This window comes from Rhizobium binxianense (genome assembly GCF_028994275.1).
Classification (GTDB): Bacteria; Pseudomonadota; Alphaproteobacteria; order Rhizobiales; family Rhizobiaceae; genus Rhizobium; species Rhizobium binxianense.
In genome coordinates, this window is the sequence record NZ_CP118713.1 from 347,551 (window position 1) to 365,002 (window position 17,452).

Consider the following 17,452-nt stretch of genomic DNA (forward strand, 5'->3'; position numbering starts at 1 on the left):
TTTAATTCTCGATCCGAATTGGCGGACCTCATGTCCGCTCCTCTCATGAAGAGACGGAATCGTTATGGCGCAACCACCTGCAATACCCCTTCCGAAAGTCGTCCCGAGTCTGCGCGATGTCGGTTTCGCCCTCGGCATCATCGGCATCATCTGCATTCTCTTCCTGCCGATCCCGCCATTCCTGATCGATATGGGACTGGCCTTCTCGATCGCCTTCTCGGTGCTGATCCTGATGGTCGCGCTGTGGATCCAGAAACCGCTCGATTTCTCGTCTTTCCCGACCATTCTACTGATCGCGACGATGACCCGGCTGGCGCTGAACATCGCGACGACGCGCGTCATCCTGTCCCACGGCAATGAAGGTCACGACGCGGCCGGCGGCGTCATTGCCGGTTTCGCAAGCCTGGTGATGTCCGGCGACTTCGTCATCGGTCTGATCGTCTTCCTGATCCTCATCACCATCAACTTCATCGTCATCACCAAGGGCGCCACGCGTATCGCCGAAGTCGGCGCGCGTTTCACTCTCGATGCCATCCCCGGCAAGCAGATGTCGATCGACGCTGACCTTTCGGCCGGCATCATCGACGAGAAGGAAGCCCAGCGCCGGCGCAGGGAGCTCGAAGAGGAAAGTTCCTTCTTCGGTGCGATGGACGGTGCCTCGAAATTCGTGCGCGGCGATGCCGTCGCCGGCCTCATTATCACCGCCATCAACGTCTTCGGCGGCATCATCATCGGCTATTTCCGCCACGGCATGCCGATCGGCGAAGCGGCCGACGTCTTCGTCAAGCTGTCCGTCGGCGACGGCCTCGTCTCGCAGATGCCGGCCCTCATCGTCTCGCTTGCCGCCGGCCTGCTCGTCTCGCGCGGCGGCACCACCGGCTCCACCGACCAGGCGGTCGTCAATCAGCTGAGCGGCTATCCCCGCGCGCTGTCCGTTTCCGCCGTGCTGATGTTTGTCCTCGCCCTCATGCCGGGCCTGCCGTTTGTCCCCTTCGTGATCCTCGGCAGTCTTCTTGCCTTCGGCGCATGGTTCATCCCGCGTCAGGTCGAGGCTGAAAACAAGCTTCGTCGCGAGCAGGAGGAAAAGAAGGTCGTCCAGAACAAGGAACTGGAAAAGGATTCGGTCAAGTCGGTGCTGCGCACCTCGGAGATCGAGCTCGCGCTCGGCAAGATGGTCTCGACGCGTCTGCTCGGCGCCCACCAGGAGCTTGCCTTCCGCGTCGGCAAGATGCGCAAGAAATTCGCCACGCAATACGGCTTCGTCGTGCCCGAGATCAAGGTGACGGACGATATCGCCATCGCCGAAAAGTCCTACCAGATCCGCATCCACGGCACGACGGTCGCCTCCAACCTCTTGCGCGTCGGCGAAGTCCTCGTCGTCACCGGCGCCGGCCGCCGGCCGAGCATTCCGGGCGACGAAATCCGCGAACCTGCTTTCGGCATGCCTGCCGTCTCGATCCTCGAAAACTTCGCCGACGATCTGAAGCGCGAGGGCTTCCAGCCGATCGACAACGTGTCCGTCGTGCTGACCCATATGAGCGAGGTCATCCGCAACAACCTGCCGCAGCTCCTGTCCTACAAGGACGTCAAGGTGCTGATCGACCGGCTCGACCCAGAATACAAGAAGCTCGCCGACGAGATCTGCTCGTCGCACATGTCCTATTCCGGTCTGCAGGCGGTGCTCAAGCTTCTGCTTGCCGAACGCGTCTCGATCCGCAACCTGCACCTCATTCTCGAAGCGGTGGCCGAGCTAGCGCCGCATGTCAGGAAGACGGAGCAGATCGTCGAGCATGTCCGCATCCGTATGGCGCAGCAGCTTTGTGGCGACCTCGCCGACAACGGCGTGCTGCGCGTGCTCAGACTGGGCAGCAAATGGGATCTCGCCTTCCACCAGGCGCTGAAGCGCGACGCAAAGGGCGAGGTGATCGAATTCGACATCGATCCGCGCAGCCTCGAGGAGTTCAGCGAACAGGCCACCCAAGTTATCCGTGAGTTCATGGATCGCGGCCTGCCATTCGCCCTTGTCACGTCGCCGGAAACACGCTCCTATGTGCGCATGATCATCGAACGGCTGTTCGCCACGCTGCCGGTCCTGTCGCATGTCGAACTGGCCAAGGGCATCGAGATAAAGATTTTGGGCTCTATTTCATGATAACAGACCCGCAAGGGACCGTTCTCGCGCTGTTTCTGGTTTTCTGCCGGATCGGTGGCTGTGTGCTGGCTCTTCCGGGTTTTTCCTCGGCGCGTGTGCCCGAGCAGTTGCGCGTCTTCATCGCCGGCGCGCTCTCGATCGCCGTCATGCCGCTGCTCTGGGACACGGTCTATCCCGCCGTCCACACCGGCTCCGGCACCTATATCGGCCTGATCTTCAGCGAATCGCTGATCGGCGTGATGTACGGCATGCTGGCGCGAATCTACACGCTCGGCATGCAGTTCGCCGCTTCGATCCTCGCCACGATGGTCGGCTACACCCAGCCGGGTTCAGCCGACATTCTCGAAGACACGCCGGAGACCAGCCTTTCGGGCTTTGTCACCTTCGCCGGCATCATGATTCTCTTCATTATGGATTTCCATCACATCGTCTTCCGCGCGCTGATCGATTCCTACACCACCATGCCCTTCGGCGGCCTGATGCAGATGCGCGCGACGTTGATCTCCTTTACCGATACGCTGGAGCAGACCACCTACATCATGCTGCGGCTGTCGAGCCCGTTTTTGATCTACGGCCTGATCTTCAACGTCTCGATCGGCTTCATCAACAAGCTGGCGCCGCAGATCCCCGTCTACTTCATCTCAACGCCCTATCTGCTGATGGGCGGGCTCTTCCTGATCTACTTCTCGATCGCGGCGATGGTCAGCCAGTTCGGCCAGTCCTTCGGCTCGATCTATATCGGGCGATGAGGCTGATATGATCGAAAAGAACCGCTCCCAGAAGCTCAAGCGACTGCTCTTGGTGCAGCGGCATATCGAAAGAATGGCCGAGAACGACCTGGCCGAAACCAGCCGCCAGCGCGTCGAGGTCAATGCGGCGATGGACGACGTCATCCTCGCCCTCGGCTCGATGGACCCGGTCCACCACGCCTTCTCGCAGAATTACGCCGACCGATTCGGCCGGCTTTCCATCAAGGACAAGCAACTGACCGGCATGCAGGAGGTCCACGAGATGCGGCTGGCGCGCGAGCGCGCCAAGGGCGATCGTTTCGAAGAGGGCATGAATAACGCCCTCGAGGCCGAACGCCGCGAGGCCGATGACAATGCCGTCTACGATGTCATCGATCAGCAATTCGCAACGCCAGCCTCCAGCAAGCTTCAAAACCCATAGTCGTTACGATCTTAATTTAGAGGATTGTAACGTGGCTATTTCGCCCCCCAGTGATCTGGTCCTGGACGTTGTCAAAGCTGCCGACCCCATGGAGGTTCAGGCGGCCCAGGAAAAATTGAAGGCAAATCGTGCGGCCTTTGCCGCAACGAGCCTCGCCGAAAACGGCAAGGGCTTCTCCAATACGGTCGATGTTCTCGATCATGTCGGCCAGAAGAGCGGCCTTAATAACATTCAGAACCGCACCAAGGCCGAGGAAGTGCCGGAGAGCTACCGGAAATTCGAGGCCATGGTTCTGCAGAATTTCGTCAAGTCCATGCTGCCGAGCGAAAGCGAAGACGTCTACGGCAAGGGCGCGACCGGCGATATCTGGAAAGGCATGATGGCCGAACAGCTCGGCAACACCATGGCCAAGGGTGACGGCATCGGCATCGCCAAGCAGATGTACAGCGAGCAGCTGCACCGGCAGGAAGGCAAAATCGTCAATGCCTCGACCGATGATCGTGACCGCAACACTGCGATCAGCATGATCGACGACTTCCAGCGCAAGACATTCGGCACGCCGACCGCCGACGCCAAGTCCGATGGAACAGGGTGATCTCAGGCCCGTGCGGCCTGAAATCTGAATCCTGTTCTCAATGAAAGAGTTAGAGCATGCTGCCGTCCGAAAACCGCGCACACTTTTCGGCATCATGCTCTAAGCGACGCATAACCGAGGGTACAATGGAAATAGTTTCGAACGAATACAGGATCAAATCCGTTCTCGGACGCCTCGAAATGATCATCGACAATGAGAACACCCGGATCGGCAGCGATCCGCAATTCGATCTCAAGGTCTCCAATGCGCATAAGAGTCGCTGCCTCTACGAGCTGTCGATGCTTTTCCGCGACACCGATCCGGCCGAGCTCGCGGCTGCCCATCTCGATCAGCTGCACGGCCTGAAGAAGAAGCTGGTTCTCAATGCCCGCCGGGTCGAGGCGCATCTCGAAGCGGTTCGCGCTGTCGCCGACCTGCTGAAGAACGCCGTTCAGGACGCCGATGCCGACGGCACCTATTCCCAGGAACAATTCGCCACGCGTGGTAACTGATGATCAAGCTCGTCCTCACCGGTGTCTGGGTTTGCGCCATCACCTTGGCATCGGTCTATTTCTCGGTGTATCTGGCGACCGCGCCGGCACCCGCGGCAACGGATTCCAAGCAGAGCGCGCTCGAACTGGTGAAGGGTGAAACGATCACGGTACCGATCATCGGTGACGGCGCGATCACCGGTTACTTCCTCGGCCGCGTGTCGTTCATGATGAACAAGGAAATGTTGAAGGGTGTGACGCTGCCGCTGGCCGAGATGACGACGGACGAGCTTTTTAGCCTGCTCGTCGGCAACAAGATGGTCGATATCGCCCATATCAAATCTTTCGATCCGAAGGCCTTCCGCGAAGAGATCAGGAAGGGCATGAACGAGCGCCTGGGCGGCGAATATGTCGCCGACGTGATGTTGGAGCAGCTCGACTATCTCTCCAAGGACGATGTCAAGCAAAGCTCCGCCGGCCAGCCGAAGAAGGTGGGCACGCCCGTCAAGATCGTCGAGACCGCACCGGCCGGCGAAACGCCGGCACCGGCCGCCCACTAAAGACCGTCCAATCATCGACGACAAACGGCGCCGCAGGGCGCCGTTTGTCGTTGGCGCGTGTGGTTAATAAACCACTTATACGAGCATGGAAATTCAAGGAAATTTCCTAAGGGTTGTTTGAAACCGTCCTGTTATATCAGGTGCCACAGCTTGGCATGGGCCGCTTCCGGGGTCGGGGCGACGCCGTCCCGGCGGGACGCGACCGGCCTTTTGAGCGCCGATGCGGGAAGTTTGGGCTTGTTTTCCGGGATGTCGGGCGGATGAAGCATCCTCGGCAGGAGGTTGGAATGAATCTGATTGCAAACTTCGCGGTGCTCGCATCGCGGCGGACGATCTTCGATCTGCCGGTCTGCGACCTCGGCTGGGACGACGCTCTCGTTTTCATCAACGAGCTGGCCTCCATTCCCGTCGGCCAGACCGTGGTTTGCTTCGTCAATGCCCACAACATGCTGACCGCGCTTCGCGACGACGAATATTATCGGATCATGTCGCACAATCTGGTGCTGCCGGATGGCATCGGCCTCAACATCGCATCGCAGATCGCCCATGGTGCGCCGTTTCCCGCCAATCTGAACGGCACCGATTTCGTGCCAGCCTTCCTCACCTTCATGGAAGCCCCGCGTCGCATCGGCCTCATCGGCGGCACGCGTTCGGTCGTCGAGGCGGCGGCGGAAAATTTCCGCAGGCATACGCCCTGGCATGAATTCACCGTCATTTCCGACGGTTATTTCGACAAGGTCGATTCCTCCGCCGTCACCGAGGACCTTGAGCGTCAGAAGGTCGATATCCTGATCGTCGGCATGGGAACGCCGCTGCAGGAGAAATGGGTTCACGACAATATCCGTGCCGATCATGCGCGCCTGGTGCTGACGGTCGGCGCTCTTTTCGACTTTGTCTCCGGCGCCGTGCCGCGTGCGCCGAAGACGGTGCGGATGATGCGCCTGGAATGGGCCTATCGCCTGCTGCAGGAGCCGACGCGCCTCTGGCGCCGTTACATCATCGGCATTCCGGTCTTCCTCTTCCATGTCCTGCGCTACCGCTTCCGCCGGCGCGAAAGGATCCTCAGCCATCCGGAAGAGCACGCCACCGCGCTGCAGCCGCGGTCGGAGCATAAGAAGGCGAGCTGAGCCGACAGCGCCGCGCGTCTTTTCAGACGCGCAAAGGACGCTGCAGCCCTTGGAATGGCGTATGATCTGTCCTTAAGTTGATGCCGATTTAAGGATAGATGCATAGTTCTTGCACGCTGCGGTTAACCATTTCTTTGCCATGAATATTTAGACTGGTTTAATCATCTGCGCCCGTGCGGATGAGCGAATTCGGCCATCCTGTGCATGAGATGTGGCGCAAATGTACGATATCAGGGCCAGAAGCAGTTTCCACGATCGCGCAGCCGCAGGGCTGCGTGACGACCGCTATGGATCGCCTCGGCCGAACCGGCCTGATATCGCCCCGCCGGAGGCCGAACTGCTGCGCGTCATCGGCCGTGCGCTGGAAGAGCAGCGCGCAAAAGCGGCGCCCACGCCGCCGCTGGTCGACCGCATCGAAACCATCCTCGGCAATCGCCTGCGGGCCGCCAATGATGTCGGCCTTCCGCTTCCTCGGGAACGGGCGCGTCATGAACAGCTGGCCGCTCCGGCCAGCGAGCCGATGATCTTGCATGAACCGCTGGCCGCGATTCGTGAGGAACCGGCCGAGACCCTGCCGGCGGCGCCACTGCGGCGCGTCGGCGGCATTGGTCTTCTGACAATGGTCGCGGCTGCGACGATCATCGGCGCGGGCCTGCCGGCATTGATGCCGACTTCGCCAGCCCTCTACCGCGCCGAAGCGATGCTTGCGGTGAAGACCGATGCCGCAAGTCGCGCCGCCTTCACCCAGGCAGCAGTGAAAGGGCTGCTGTCGGCGCGGGTGGTTGCTTCGACGGTCGCCGCCCTGAAACTCGATCACGATCCCGAATTTGCCGGCCGCGGTGCCGATGCGCTTGGCGTTGCGCTCGATCTCCTCTCGGCGACCGGTACTGCCGCCGATCCGGCCTCGCGCGCCGAGGCGACGTTGAAACACGCGGTCGAGATTCTGCCCGATGCCGCCTCCGGCACGATCCTCGTGAGGGTGACGACAGGCGACAGCGGCAAATCCATGCGCATCGCCGCGAGGCTTGCTGAAGCAGTTTCCTCGGTAGATGGACCCGGCGGCAACGCCGAAACCGACGCCGCCTTGCGCAAGGCCTATGACGAGGCGAAGGCGGCGCTTGCCGCCTTCACGGCAAAGAGCGGCGAGGGCAATGTCAAGGTGGCGGTCGATCTTCGCCGCCAGATCGACCGGCTCGATGCCGATGTGAAAGAGGCAGACCAGAATATCCTCGACGCCAAGGCGCAGGCCGACCGGCTCAAGGCGGCAAAACTTGCCGGGGTGCTCGACGGTTCGTTGCCCGCCGATATGCTTTCGCCGGCGCTGCAGGACTGGCGCGACAAATATGCCGTCGCCAGGACAGCGCTGGCCCAGCTTTCGGCCGAGCTCGGCCCGCGCCATCCGCGCCTCTTGCAGCAGCAGACCGAAACCGATGGCCTGAAGGAAAATATGAGCAAGGAACTGACCCGCCTTGCTCAGGCCGCCAATGTCGCCGCCAAGGCTGCCGTCGATGCGCGCAAGGGCTTGAACGACCGCCGCAACACGCTGATCGCTCAAAGCCGGGATACCGGCGTCGATCTTTCCCGGCTGACCGAGCTCAGTGAGAAGGCCAATGCCGCGCGTTCGCGCCTGGAAAATGCGGCTCCCGCGTCGGCCGGAACGGTTGCCGATGGCCGCGTCACGCTCATCAAGCCGGCATTGGCAACGGCGGTATCGGCGAGGGATGGCCGGACCGGACGTTCGCTCGCCGGCGCTGCCGCGGGTCTCGTCGCAGGTCTTGCTGCAGCTTTCCTGCTGCGCCGGCGTAAACCCATGGCTGTACCCGAAGAGGAAATGCCGGTATCCCTCCCGCTGTCTTCCGCGCCGCCGGCACCGCAATCTGTCCCGCCCCCGGCCGACGAGATGGAGATGCTGCGCTCCGAGATCTCCGGCCTGCGCGACCGGCTTCGTATTCATGCGCTCGAAGCGCGGCAGCCGCTGCGCTGAACGAGCATTTCCTTGCAAGTTTGATATTGCCTTGTTGCTTTCCGACAGGATAGGGCGTTAGCGGGCATTTGACGCTCGTCGACTATCCATAGATTGACGCAAAACAGGGCGGAGAGACGCGTGACGACAATAATCGACGGCAAGAACGTAGCTGCATCGGTCATTCAGACGGTCAAGAGTGCGACGGCAGCGTTGGAAAGGAGCAGCGGCGTTACGACAGGCCTTGCGGTCGTCATCGTCGGCGACGATCCGGCGAGCCACGCCTATGTCGGCTCCAAGGGCCGCATGGCCAAGGAATGCGGTTTCAAGTCGGTCCAGCACACGCTGCCGGCCGAGACTAGGCAGGAGGATCTGGCAGCCCTCGTCGCCACCCTCAACGCCGATCCGTCGATCCACGGCATCCTGGTGCAGTTGCCGTTGCCGAAGCCGCTCGACAGCGAGCCGATCATTCAGTCGATCCTGCCGGAAAAGGATGTCGACGGGCTCAGCGTCATCAATGCCGGCAAGCTCGCCACCGGCGACCTGAAGACCGGTCTGGTCTCCTGCACGCCGGCCGGCGCCATGGTCTTCGTCCGCCGCACCCATGGCGAGGACCTCTCCGGCCTCAACGCCGTCGTCATCGGCCGCTCCAACCTATTCGGCAAGCCGATGGCGCAATTGCTGCTCAACGCCAATGCCACGGTGACGATCGCGCATTCCAGAACCAAGAACCTCGCCGAGGTCTGCCGCAACGCCGATATTCTGGTCGCCGCCGTCGGCCGGCCGGAGATGGTCAGGGCCGATTGGGTGAAGCCGGGTGCGACGGTTATCGATGTCGGCATCAACCGGGTGCCGGCCCCCGACAAAGGCGAAGGCAAGACCCGGCTCGTCGGCGACGTCGCCTTCCAGGAGGTTTCCGCGGTCGCCAGCACCATTACACCGGTGCCCGGCGGCGTTGGCCCGATGACCATCGCCATGCTGATGGCCAACACTGTGATCGCTGCCCATCGCGCAGCGGGGCAGACCCCGCCGCAGTTTTAACTGCTTAAACCTGTGGAGCAGGGCCGGTCGAGGCCCTGACGATCAGCTCGGTCTTCCAGAGCTCCTGGTCGGGGAAGGGGCCGGCCTGCTTCACCGTGCCGATCAGCCGCTGGGCGATGCGCACACCGGCCGCCCGCAGCGAGGAGCGCGTCGTCGTCAGCGGCACCGAGAAGTTTTCCGGCTTCAACAGCGGCAGCACGTCGTCATGGGCGATCAGCGAAATATCCTCGCCGAGCCGCAATCCCGCCTGATTGACTGCGCGGATCGCGCCGAGCGCCAGCACCGTGCTGGAACAGAGGATCGCCGTCGGCCGCTCCGGCAGCTGCAGGAACCGTTCCATCGCCAGCAGGCCCTGCTCGTCCGTCATCAGCGCGTGGCTCATGCAATCTTCATCGAGCGCCAGCCCGCGCTCAGCAAGGGCTGATATGACGCCGTTCTTCCGGCGGATGGCGAAATCGAGATGCATCGGCCCGTTCATCAGCGCAAAGCGCGTATGGCCGAGCTGCAGCAGCAGCCGCGTCGCATCGTAGAAGGCCCCTTCATTGTCGATGTCGAGATAGGGATAGTCCGGCTCCGCCCCGAAGGAGCGCCCGTGCACGACATAGGGCATGGAGAGCGATTTCAGCATGGGAAGCCGCGGATCGTGGCCGCGCATATAGGCGACAAACAGCGCGTCGACATTGCCGCTGATCGCAAGGCGCCGCAATGCGGCCACCTCGTCATCCGGGTCGGCCGGCATGATCACGAAATGGAAGTCGTGGCGCACGGCCTCTTCGCCGAGCCCGGCCAGGAATTCGCCGAAATGCACGTCGGACTGGTGGCCGGGCGCCGTCGGCATGACGAGGCCGATCGAGCCTGCCTTGCCGGTCGCCAGCCGCTGCGCCGCCTTGTTCGGCCGGTACCCGGTTTCCTTGACGGCCTGAAGTACGCGCTCCCGGGTCGCCTCGTTGACCTCGGGATAGCCGTTGAGCGCTCGGCTCACCGTCGTCTGCGACAGCCCCAGCAATTCCGATAGCTGTTTGAGATTCACCTGTTATGCTTCCTCCCGGCCCGCTTTGCGGCCGTCTTGAAAAGGCCTGCCGCCTCCCAGTGGCATCCAAAGCGCTTTCAATTATGTAGCATTTGGCGCGCTTGACTCAAGAAAAATCGCTCCATATTTCCCGATAGGCGCCGCTGCGCCGCGATAACAGCCGTATTCACAACCGGTTATCGCGAATTGACTTGACTCCATTCCACCGAAAGTGAAATGAGTTGGGTGTCAAAGCGCTTTGAAATTTCTTTTTAAAGGAATTCGGCGCGGTTGGGATTGTGATGGGAGGATGATCACATGAAAAAGTCATTTTTGATGGGCGTTGCCGCGGCAGCGCTTTTTGCCGGCGCTGCGTCCGCGGCCGATTTGAAATTTGCCCCCGGACAGGATGCCAAGTTCAACTGGAAGAGCTATGACGAATTCAAGGCTGCCCACGCCGATCTGAAGGGCCAGCCGCTGACGATCTTCGGGCCGTGGCGCGGCGAGGACGAGGCGTTCTTCCAAAGCGTTCTTGCCTATTTCACCGAAGCCACCGGCATCGATGTCAAATATTCCTCTTCCGAAAACTACGAACAGCAGATCGTCATCGATACGCAGGCAGGCTCGCCGCCGAACATTGCCGTTCTGCCGCAGCCGGGCCTGCTCGCCGATCTCGCCAGCAAGGGCTTCCTGACGCCGCTCGGCGATGACAACTCCAAGTGGATCAAGGACAATTACGGCGCCGGCGACAGCTGGGTCGGGTACGGCACCTACAAGGGCAAGGACGGCAAGGAAGCCTTCTACGCCTTCCCCTACAAGGCCGACGTGAAATCGCTGGTCTGGTATGTTCCGGAGAACTTCGAGGAAGCCGGCTACAAGATCCCGACGACCATGGAAGAACTGCATGCCCTGACCGACCAGATCGTCAAGGACGGCGGCGTTCCCTGGTGCATCGGTCTCGGTTCCGGCGGCGCCACCGGCTGGCCGGCGACCGACTGGGTCGAAGACCTCATGCTGCGCATGCAGCCGCCGGAAGCCTATGACAAGTGGACGACCAACGAGCTGAAATTCACCGATCCGGCCGTCGTTGCCGCGATCGACGAATTCGGCAAGTTCGCCAAGAACGCGAAATACGTCGATGGCGGCGTCGCGGCCGTGGCCTCGACCGACTTCCGCGACAGCCCGAAGGGCCTCTTCGCCGTTCCGCCGAAGTGCTACATGCACCACCAGGCCTCGTTCATCCCGTCCTTCTTCCCTGAGGGCACGAAGCTCGGCCAAGATGCCGACTTCTTCTACATGCCGACCTATGCGTCGCATCCCGAACTCGGCAAGCCGGTTCTGGGTGCCGGCACGCTCGTCTCGATCGCCAAGGACTCGAAGACAGCCCGCGCCTTCATCGACTTCCTGAAGACCCCGATCGCCCACGAGGTCTGGATGGCGCAGTCGAGCTTCCTGACCCCGTATAAGGGTGTCAGCACCGAGGCCTATGCCAACCCGCAGATGAAGAAGGAAGGCGAGATCCTGACCTCGGCCACCACCTTCCGCTTCGACGGTTCCGACCTGATGCCGGGCAAGATCGGCGCCGGCGCCTTCTGGACGGGCATGGTCGATTTCGTCGGCGGCAAGTCGGCCGAAGAGGCTGCAGGCGAAATCCAGAGCGCCTGGGACGGCATCAAGTAATCTTCAAAATGCTGCCGCCGGCTTGCCGGCGGCACGGCTTGCATGACTGGCCGGGCTCGCAAAGAGCCCGGCCATCGCAGGCTGTATTGTATGCGAATAGATTGACGATGACCGGCGCTGACCCGTCAGCATAAAGACCGGTCGGGATAAGATCAGGGGAAGCAGGGGAGGGACGAAATGCTGTTGCAGATTGTGTCCGCTTTGGGCGTCGTGGTCGGGGCCGTTATCGCGTGCTCGGCCTATTTCTATTTTTCGAACAAGATCCTGGATCTGGCTCTGCCGGTGAAGGATGGCGACATCCGCGCCGCATCGCGCAATCTCAACCGTCGCGCGCTGATCCGGCCGTGGTTGTTCATCGGCCCGGCGCTCTTCCTGCTCATCGTCTATCTCGTCTATCCCGTCGTTGCGACCTTCATCCTCTCCTTCTACGACCGGGCGGGTCTGCAGTTCGTCGGCCTCGCCAATTACCAATGGGCACTCGGCGATCGCGAATTCCGCCAGTCGATCTTCAACAACATCCTCTGGCTCGCCGTCGTGCCGGCCGCCTGCACCTTTTTCGGCCTCGTTATCGCGGTGATGACCGATCGCATCTGGTGGGGCAATATCGCCAAAAGCATCGTCTTCATGCCGATGGCGATCTCCTTCGTCGGCGCCTCGGTCATCTGGAAATTCATCTATGAATATCGCGGCGGCAATGACGTCCAGATCGGCCTGCTGAACGCCATTGTCCAGACGTTCGGCGGCACGCCCGAGGTGTGGATCTCCATTCCATTCTGGAACAACTTCTTCCTGATGGTCATCCTGATCTGGATCCAGACCGGTTTTGCCATGGTCATTCTGTCTGCCGCCCTTCGCGGCATTCCCGAGGAAACGATCGAAGCCGCCGTCATCGACGGCGCCAATGGCTGGCAGATCTTCTGGCGCATCATGGTGCCGCAGGTCTGGGGCTCGATCGCCGTCGTCTGGACGACGATCACCATCCTCGTCCTCAAGGTCTTCGATATCGTGCTGACCATGACCAACGGCCAGTGGCAGACGATGGTGCTGGCGAACCTGATGTTCGACTGGATGTTCCGCGGCGGCGGCGATTCCGGCCGAAGTGCCGTCATCGCCATCATCATCATGCTCGCCGTCACGCCGATCATGGTCTGGAACGTGCGCCGCGCCAACCGCGAACTGAAGGGGCACTGAGATGACTGCTGCCGGAAGCTACTTTAAGATCGGCCCCGCCCGTCTCTTCGTTCACGCCGCCGTTCTGCTGATCGTCATCGTCTGGCTGATCCCGACGCTCGGCATCTTCGTCAGCGCGCTGCGCGACAAGGACCAGATCGTCGTCTCCGGCTGGTGGACGGCCTTCGTCGGTTCGACGCAGACGGCCGCGGTCCGCCTCGGTACACCCGACCAGCAAAAGCAGGAGGGTGCCACCTACGTCATCTCGGGCAATGTGCTGGAAGGACAGACTGGCCGCGCGGTCAAGGCCTTCGGCAACCGCATACAGCAGCCGGCCGCCTTCAAGGCCGGTGAGACCGCCGATCTCGGCGACGGTGAAACCCTGCAGATCAACAGCGACGGCAGTTATCGCTATGTGAAGAACGCGGCCTTCTCGCCCGACGAACGCCCGAAGCGCATCTATGCATCCGTCTCGGCACCGCCGGAATTCACGATGCAGAACTACAAGACTGTTCTGACCGGCGAGGGCATTGGCCAGTCCTTCATCAACTCGCTAACCGTGACGATCCCGGCGACGATCATCCCGATCCTGATTGCCGCTTTCGCCGCCTATGCCTTGAGCTGGATGGAATTTCCCGGCCGGGCGCTTTTGATTGCGCTCGTCGTCGGCCTCATCGTCGTGCCGCTGCAGATGTCGCTGATCCCGCTGCTGCGTCTCTATAACGAAATCGGCAACATGCTCGGCCAGCCGTCGAAGACCTATCCCGGCATCTGGCTGGCCCATACCGCCTTCGGCATGCCGCTCGCCATTTATCTCTTGCGGGCCTATATCGCCGGCCTGCCGAAGGAGATCATCGAATCCGCCCGCGTCGATGGCGCAAGCGATTTCGAGATCTTTACCCGCATCGTTTTGCCTCTGTCCTTCCCGGCACTCGCCTCCTTCGCCATCTTCCAGTTCCTGTGGGTGTGGAACGACCTGCTCGTCGCCATGGTCTTCCTCGGCACCGACAAGGACCACCTCGTGCTGACCGGCAGCCTGAACGCGCTGCTCGGCTCGCGCGGCGGCAATTGGGAGATTTTGACGGCGTCGGCCTTCGTCACCATCATCGTGCCGCTGCTCGTCTTCTTCGGGCTGCAGCGTTACTTGGTGCGCGGTCTGCTGGCGGGTTCGGTCAAGGGAGGCTGACCATTCCCGACCGTGACTTCAAACAGGATATTCCATGAACGTGGCTTCTCAATCGATCTCGACCCCCGACAAGGACTGGTGGCGCGGTGCGGTGATCTATCAGATCTACCCGCGCTCCTACCAGGATTCGAACGGTGACGGCATCGGCGACCTGAAGGGCATCACCGCCCGCCTGCCGCATGTGGCAAGCCTCGGCGTCGATGCGATCTGGATCTCGCCCTTCTTCACCTCGCCGATGCGCGATTTCGGTTACGACGTTTCCGACTACGAGAATGTCGATTCGATCTTCGGCACGCTGGTGGATTTCGATACGATGATCGCCGAGGCTCATCGCCTCGGCATCCGGGTGATGATCGACCTCGTCATCTCCCACAGCTCGGATCAGCATCCCTGGTTCGTCCAGAGCCGCTCCAGCAAGACCAACGCCAAGGCCGACTGGTATGTCTGGGCCGACGCCAAGCCGGACGGCACCCCGCCGAACAACTGGCTGTCGATCTTCGGCGGCTCGGCATGGGCGTGGGATCCGACGCGCATGCAATATTACCTGCACAACTTCCTGACCTCGCAGCCGGATATGAATCTGCATAATCCTGAGGTGCAGGACCGTCTGCTCGATGTCGTGCGCTTCTGGCTGAACCGCGGCGTCGACGGCTTCCGCCTCGACACCATCAACTTCTATTTCCACGATCCGCTTCTGCGCGACAATCCGGCGCTCGCGCCCGAACGGCGCAACGCCTCGACGGCGCCCGCGGTCAATCCCTATAATTTCCAGGAGCATGTCTACGACAAGAACCGGCCGGAGAATCTTGCCTTCCTGAAGCGCTTCCGTGCCGTTCTCGAGGAGTTCCCGGCAATCGCCGCCGTCGGCGAAGTCGGCGACAGCCAGCGCGGCCTCGAAATCGTCGGCGAATACACCTCCGGCAACGACAAGATGCATATGTGTTATGCCTTCGAGTTCCTGGCGCCCGATCCGCTGACGCCGGAGCGCGTCGAGGAGGTGATGGAGGATTTCGAAGCCGCTGCACCCGATGGCTGGGCCTGCTGGGCCTTCTCCAACCACGACGTCATGCGCCATGTCAGCCGCTGGGGCGCTTTGGTCGCCGATCACGACGCCTTCGCCAAGCTCTATGCCTCGCTGCTGATGACGCTGCGCGGCTCCGTCTGCCTTTATCAGGGTGAGGAACTGGCGCTGACGGAGGCCGATCTCGCCTATCAGGATCTGCAGGATCCCTATGGCATCCAGTTCTGGCCGGAATTCAAGGGCCGCGACGGCTGCCGCACCCCGATGGTCTGGGACAGCCAGGTCGCCCAGGGCGGTTTCTCCACAGTCAAGCCCTGGCTGCCGGTGCCGGTCGAGCATATCCTGCGCGCCGTCAGCGTCCAGCAGGGCGACGAGGCTTCGGTGCTGGAGCACTATCGCCGCTTCATCGCCTTCCGTAAGCTGCACCCGGCTTTTGCCAAGGGCGAAATCGAATTCGAGGAGACTGAGGGCGATACGCTGGTCTTCACCCGGGAATACGGCAATGAGAAGCTGCTCTGCATCTTCAACATGAGCCCGGCCGAAACCGGCGTCACCCTGCCTGCGGGAGAATGGCAGGCGTTGACGGGGCATGGCTTTATCAGCAACAACTATGGCGACAAGATCGATATTCCGGCCTGGGGGGCGTATTTCGCCCGTCTCGCTTAAGGATCAGGAGGGGAGAGAGATATGACTGGACTGACGCTGAAGGATATCCGCAAATCCTACGGTTCCGTGGACGTTCTCCACGGGATCGACCTCGATATCAAACAAGGCGAGTTTATCGTCTTCGTCGGTCCGTCGGGCTGCGGCAAGTCCACGCTTCTGCGCATGATCGCCGGCCTCGAGGCGATCACCGGCGGCGAAATGTATATTGACGGCCATCTCGTCAATGACGTGCCGCCCTCCAAGCGCGGCATCGCCATGGTCTTCCAGTCCTATGCGCTCTACCCGCACATGACCGTCTTCGACAACATGGCCTTCGGCATGAAGATTGCCGGTGAAAGCAAGCAGGAAATCGACCGCCGCGTGCGGGCCGCGGCCGAGAGCCTGCAGCTGACCAAATATCTCGACCGCCTGCCGAAGGCCCTTTCCGGCGGCCAGCGCCAGCGCGTGGCGATCGGCCGCGCCATCTGCCGCGATCCGAAGGTCTTCCTGTTCGACGAGCCGCTGTCTAACCTCGATGCCGCGCTGCGCGTCGCCACCCGCATCGAGATCGCCCGCCTGAACGAACAGATGGCCGATACGACGATGATCTACGTCACCCACGACCAGGTCGAGGCGATGACGCTGGCCGACCGCATCGTCGTTCTCTCCGCCGGCAATATCGAGCAGGTCGGCGCGCCGCTGGAGCTCTACGAGCGCCCGGCCAACCTCTTCGTTGCGAAATTTATCGGCTCGCCGGCCATGAACATCATCCCGGCGACGGTGGCCGGCACCGGAAGCCAGACGACGGTGACGCTGACCGGCGGCATGTCGGTGACGCTCGATGTGGCGACCGACGCGGCCGAAACCGGCAAGCAGGCAAGCTTCGGCGTTCGTCCGGAGGATCTCCGGGTTGCCGATGGCGCCGACTACCTTTTCGAAGGTGAAGTGTCGATCGTCGAAGCGCTCGGCGAAGTGACGCTGCTCTATATCGAAGGCCTGGTGCCCGGCGAACCGATCGTCGTCAAGCTGCCCGGCATCTACGATGTGAAGAAGGGCCAGAGGATGCGCTTTGCCGCCGACAGGCAGAAGTTGCATCTCTTTGATGCAACCGGTCACACCTACCGGAAATGAAGCGGCCATTTTTGGGGGGATCATCCCAAGAATTGTCCGGGACGGGCCGAATTCTCACTTTCTGTTAAAGATCGGCTGCTACCTTTTCCCAGTCAATTTATGAGGGGGATAAGCACGTGGCCGCTTCCAATCCGTCACAGCCAAAATCTCATTTCCTGAGCAAGGAAGAATCCTTCATGTACGACCGCGAGGCGCGGTTCAAGATGGAGGACACAATGAATGCCGCGCGCATCGAATATACGGAAAAGGGCGTCATGCACGCGGCTTCGCGCCGCTGCGATATCATCCGGATCTCGATGAGTAGCGCAACACTTGCGATCCTGACCCAGTTCAACCTGCCGAAGCAGTTCTATCTGGATATTCCGGATGCCCGGATCACTAAGGTCGGCTGCCTGTTGATGAAGGTCAACGCCAACAACACGATCGAAGTCCGCTTCCTGCGCCTGCTGACGCAGAAGGAGCTGAACAAGATCTTCGTCTACAGCACCCACCCGGCGCATCGCGACTACGTGCTCGATATCCGCGCCTGACG

General features: G+C 61.4%; 16 protein-coding genes. 15 read left to right on the top strand and 1 reads right to left on the bottom strand.

The annotated features are described in order from the left end of the window. The first annotated feature begins 64 nt into the window (after positions 1–64). The 9 genes from flhA (at position 65) to folD (ending at position 9,078) form a co-directional block, all read left to right on the top strand. A complete protein-coding gene (flhA, locus tag PO860_RS01740; RefSeq protein ID WP_183605712.1) occupies positions 65–2,152 on the top strand; it encodes a flagellar biosynthesis protein FlhA in 2,088 nt (695 codons plus the stop codon). Next, on the top strand, positions 2,149–2,901 hold the full coding sequence (locus PO860_RS01745; RefSeq protein WP_183605713.1) for a flagellar biosynthetic protein FliR: 753 nt from the start codon (positions 2,149–2,151) through the stop codon (positions 2,899–2,901). The genes flhA and PO860_RS01745 overlap by 4 nt, the downstream gene beginning before the upstream one ends. A 7-nt stretch (positions 2,902–2,908) precedes the next feature. Continuing rightward, on the top strand, positions 2,909–3,322 hold the full coding sequence (locus tag PO860_RS01750) for a hypothetical protein (protein WP_183605714.1): 414 nt from the start codon (positions 2,909–2,911) through the stop codon (positions 3,320–3,322). A 31-nt stretch (positions 3,323–3,353) separates the two neighbouring features. Further along, complete coding sequence (locus tag PO860_RS01755) at positions 3,354–3,917, top strand: rod-binding protein (RefSeq protein ID WP_183605715.1); 564 nt, start codon at positions 3,354–3,356, stop codon at positions 3,915–3,917. Between the two features lie 125 nt (positions 3,918–4,042). Continuing rightward, positions 4,043–4,408: a hypothetical protein gene (locus PO860_RS01760; protein ID WP_049733063.1), complete on the top strand. Its 366-nt coding sequence runs from the start codon at positions 4,043–4,045 to the stop codon at positions 4,406–4,408. Further along, positions 4,408–4,947 carry a hypothetical protein gene (locus tag PO860_RS01765; protein ID WP_272782955.1) on the top strand — a complete coding sequence of 180 codons (540 nt, stop codon included), beginning with the start codon at positions 4,408–4,410 and terminating at the stop codon, positions 4,945–4,947. The genes PO860_RS01760 and PO860_RS01765 overlap by 1 nt, the downstream gene beginning before the upstream one ends. Before the next feature lie 287 nt (positions 4,948–5,234). Next, positions 5,235–6,074, top strand: a complete 840-nt coding sequence (locus tag PO860_RS01770; RefSeq protein ID WP_272782956.1) for a WecB/TagA/CpsF family glycosyltransferase — start codon at positions 5,235–5,237, stop codon at positions 6,072–6,074. Positions 6,075–6,294: 220 nt separating this feature from the next. Then, positions 6,295–8,058, top strand: coding sequence for a GumC domain-containing protein (locus tag PO860_RS01775; protein ID WP_273883542.1), 1,764 nt, complete (start codon positions 6,295–6,297; stop codon positions 8,056–8,058). 120 nt (positions 8,059–8,178) lie between these two features. Next, positions 8,179–9,078 (top strand): bifunctional methylenetetrahydrofolate dehydrogenase/methenyltetrahydrofolate cyclohydrolase FolD, encoded by a 900-nt coding sequence (gene folD, locus PO860_RS01780; protein ID WP_272782958.1) that lies wholly within the window; start codon positions 8,179–8,181, stop codon positions 9,076–9,078. A 4-nt stretch (positions 9,079–9,082) separates the two neighbouring features. Here folD and PO860_RS01785 read toward each other — a convergent pair whose 3' ends face one another. Beyond that, complete coding sequence (locus PO860_RS01785) at positions 9,083–10,108, bottom strand: LacI family DNA-binding transcriptional regulator (protein ID WP_272782959.1); 1,026 nt, start codon at positions 10,106–10,108, stop codon at positions 9,083–9,085. A gap of 297 nt (positions 10,109–10,405) precedes the next feature. On the opposite strand from PO860_RS01785, the gene PO860_RS01790 reads away from it, so the two are divergent. The 6 genes from PO860_RS01790 to PO860_RS01815 all read left to right on the top strand — a co-directional run bounded on the left by PO860_RS01790 (position 10,406) and on the right by PO860_RS01815 (position 17,450). Further along, positions 10,406–11,767, top strand: coding sequence for an ABC transporter substrate-binding protein (locus PO860_RS01790; RefSeq protein ID WP_183605721.1), 1,362 nt, complete (start codon positions 10,406–10,408; stop codon positions 11,765–11,767). A gap of 177 nt (positions 11,768–11,944) precedes the next feature. Continuing rightward, a complete protein-coding gene (locus PO860_RS01795) occupies positions 11,945–12,958 on the top strand; it encodes a carbohydrate ABC transporter permease (RefSeq protein ID WP_273883541.1) in 1,014 nt (337 codons plus the stop codon). A 1-nt stretch (position 12,959) separates the two neighbouring features. Then, entirely contained in the window at positions 12,960–14,123 is a 1,164-nt protein-coding gene (locus PO860_RS01800) for a carbohydrate ABC transporter permease (RefSeq protein ID WP_273883540.1), read from the top strand. A gap of 34 nt (positions 14,124–14,157) precedes the next feature. Beyond that, positions 14,158–15,810, top strand: a complete 1,653-nt coding sequence (bglA, locus tag PO860_RS01805; protein ID WP_183605724.1) for a beta-galactosidase BglA — start codon at positions 14,158–14,160, stop codon at positions 15,808–15,810. A 21-nt stretch (positions 15,811–15,831) separates the two neighbouring features. Continuing rightward, positions 15,832–16,920 (top strand): ABC transporter ATP-binding protein, encoded by a 1,089-nt coding sequence (locus PO860_RS01810; RefSeq protein WP_183605725.1) that lies wholly within the window; start codon positions 15,832–15,834, stop codon positions 16,918–16,920. A 176-nt stretch (positions 16,921–17,096) separates the two neighbouring features. Beyond that, the gene (locus PO860_RS01815; protein ID WP_049813631.1) at positions 17,097–17,450 is read left to right on the top strand and encodes a hypothetical protein; all 354 of its coding nucleotides are present in this window, start codon (positions 17,097–17,099) and stop codon (positions 17,448–17,450) included. Positions 17,451–17,452 lie beyond the last annotated feature (2 nt).

Bases quoted from the DNA above. Each gene is read 5' to 3' on its own strand.
- PO860_RS01810 (WP_183605725.1), top strand. From the start codon at position 15,832: ATGACTGGACTGACGCTGAAGGATATCCGCAAATCCTACGGTTCCGTG.
- PO860_RS01770 (WP_272782956.1), top strand. From the start codon at position 5,235: ATGAATCTGATTGCAAACTTCGCGGTGCTCGCATCGCGGCGGACGATC.
- PO860_RS01745 (WP_183605713.1), top strand. From the start codon at position 2,149: ATGATAACAGACCCGCAAGGGACCGTTCTCGCGCTGTTTCTGGTTTTC.
- PO860_RS01775 (WP_273883542.1), top strand. From the start codon at position 6,295: ATGTACGATATCAGGGCCAGAAGCAGTTTCCACGATCGCGCAGCCGCA.
- PO860_RS01750 (WP_183605714.1), top strand. From the start codon at position 2,909: ATGATCGAAAAGAACCGCTCCCAGAAGCTCAAGCGACTGCTCTTGGTG.
- PO860_RS01800 (WP_273883540.1), top strand. From the start codon at position 12,960: ATGACTGCTGCCGGAAGCTACTTTAAGATCGGCCCCGCCCGTCTCTTC.
- PO860_RS01765 (WP_272782955.1), top strand. From the start codon at position 4,408: ATGATCAAGCTCGTCCTCACCGGTGTCTGGGTTTGCGCCATCACCTTG.
- PO860_RS01760 (WP_049733063.1), top strand. From the start codon at position 4,043: ATGGAAATAGTTTCGAACGAATACAGGATCAAATCCGTTCTCGGACGC.
- PO860_RS01790 (WP_183605721.1), top strand. From the start codon at position 10,406: ATGAAAAAGTCATTTTTGATGGGCGTTGCCGCGGCAGCGCTTTTTGCC.
- bglA (WP_183605724.1), top strand. From the start codon at position 14,158: ATGAACGTGGCTTCTCAATCGATCTCGACCCCCGACAAGGACTGGTGG.
- PO860_RS01815 (WP_049813631.1), top strand. From the start codon at position 17,097: ATGTACGACCGCGAGGCGCGGTTCAAGATGGAGGACACAATGAATGCC.
- PO860_RS01795 (WP_273883541.1), top strand. From the start codon at position 11,945: ATGCTGTTGCAGATTGTGTCCGCTTTGGGCGTCGTGGTCGGGGCCGTT.
- flhA (WP_183605712.1), top strand. From the start codon at position 65: ATGGCGCAACCACCTGCAATACCCCTTCCGAAAGTCGTCCCGAGTCTG.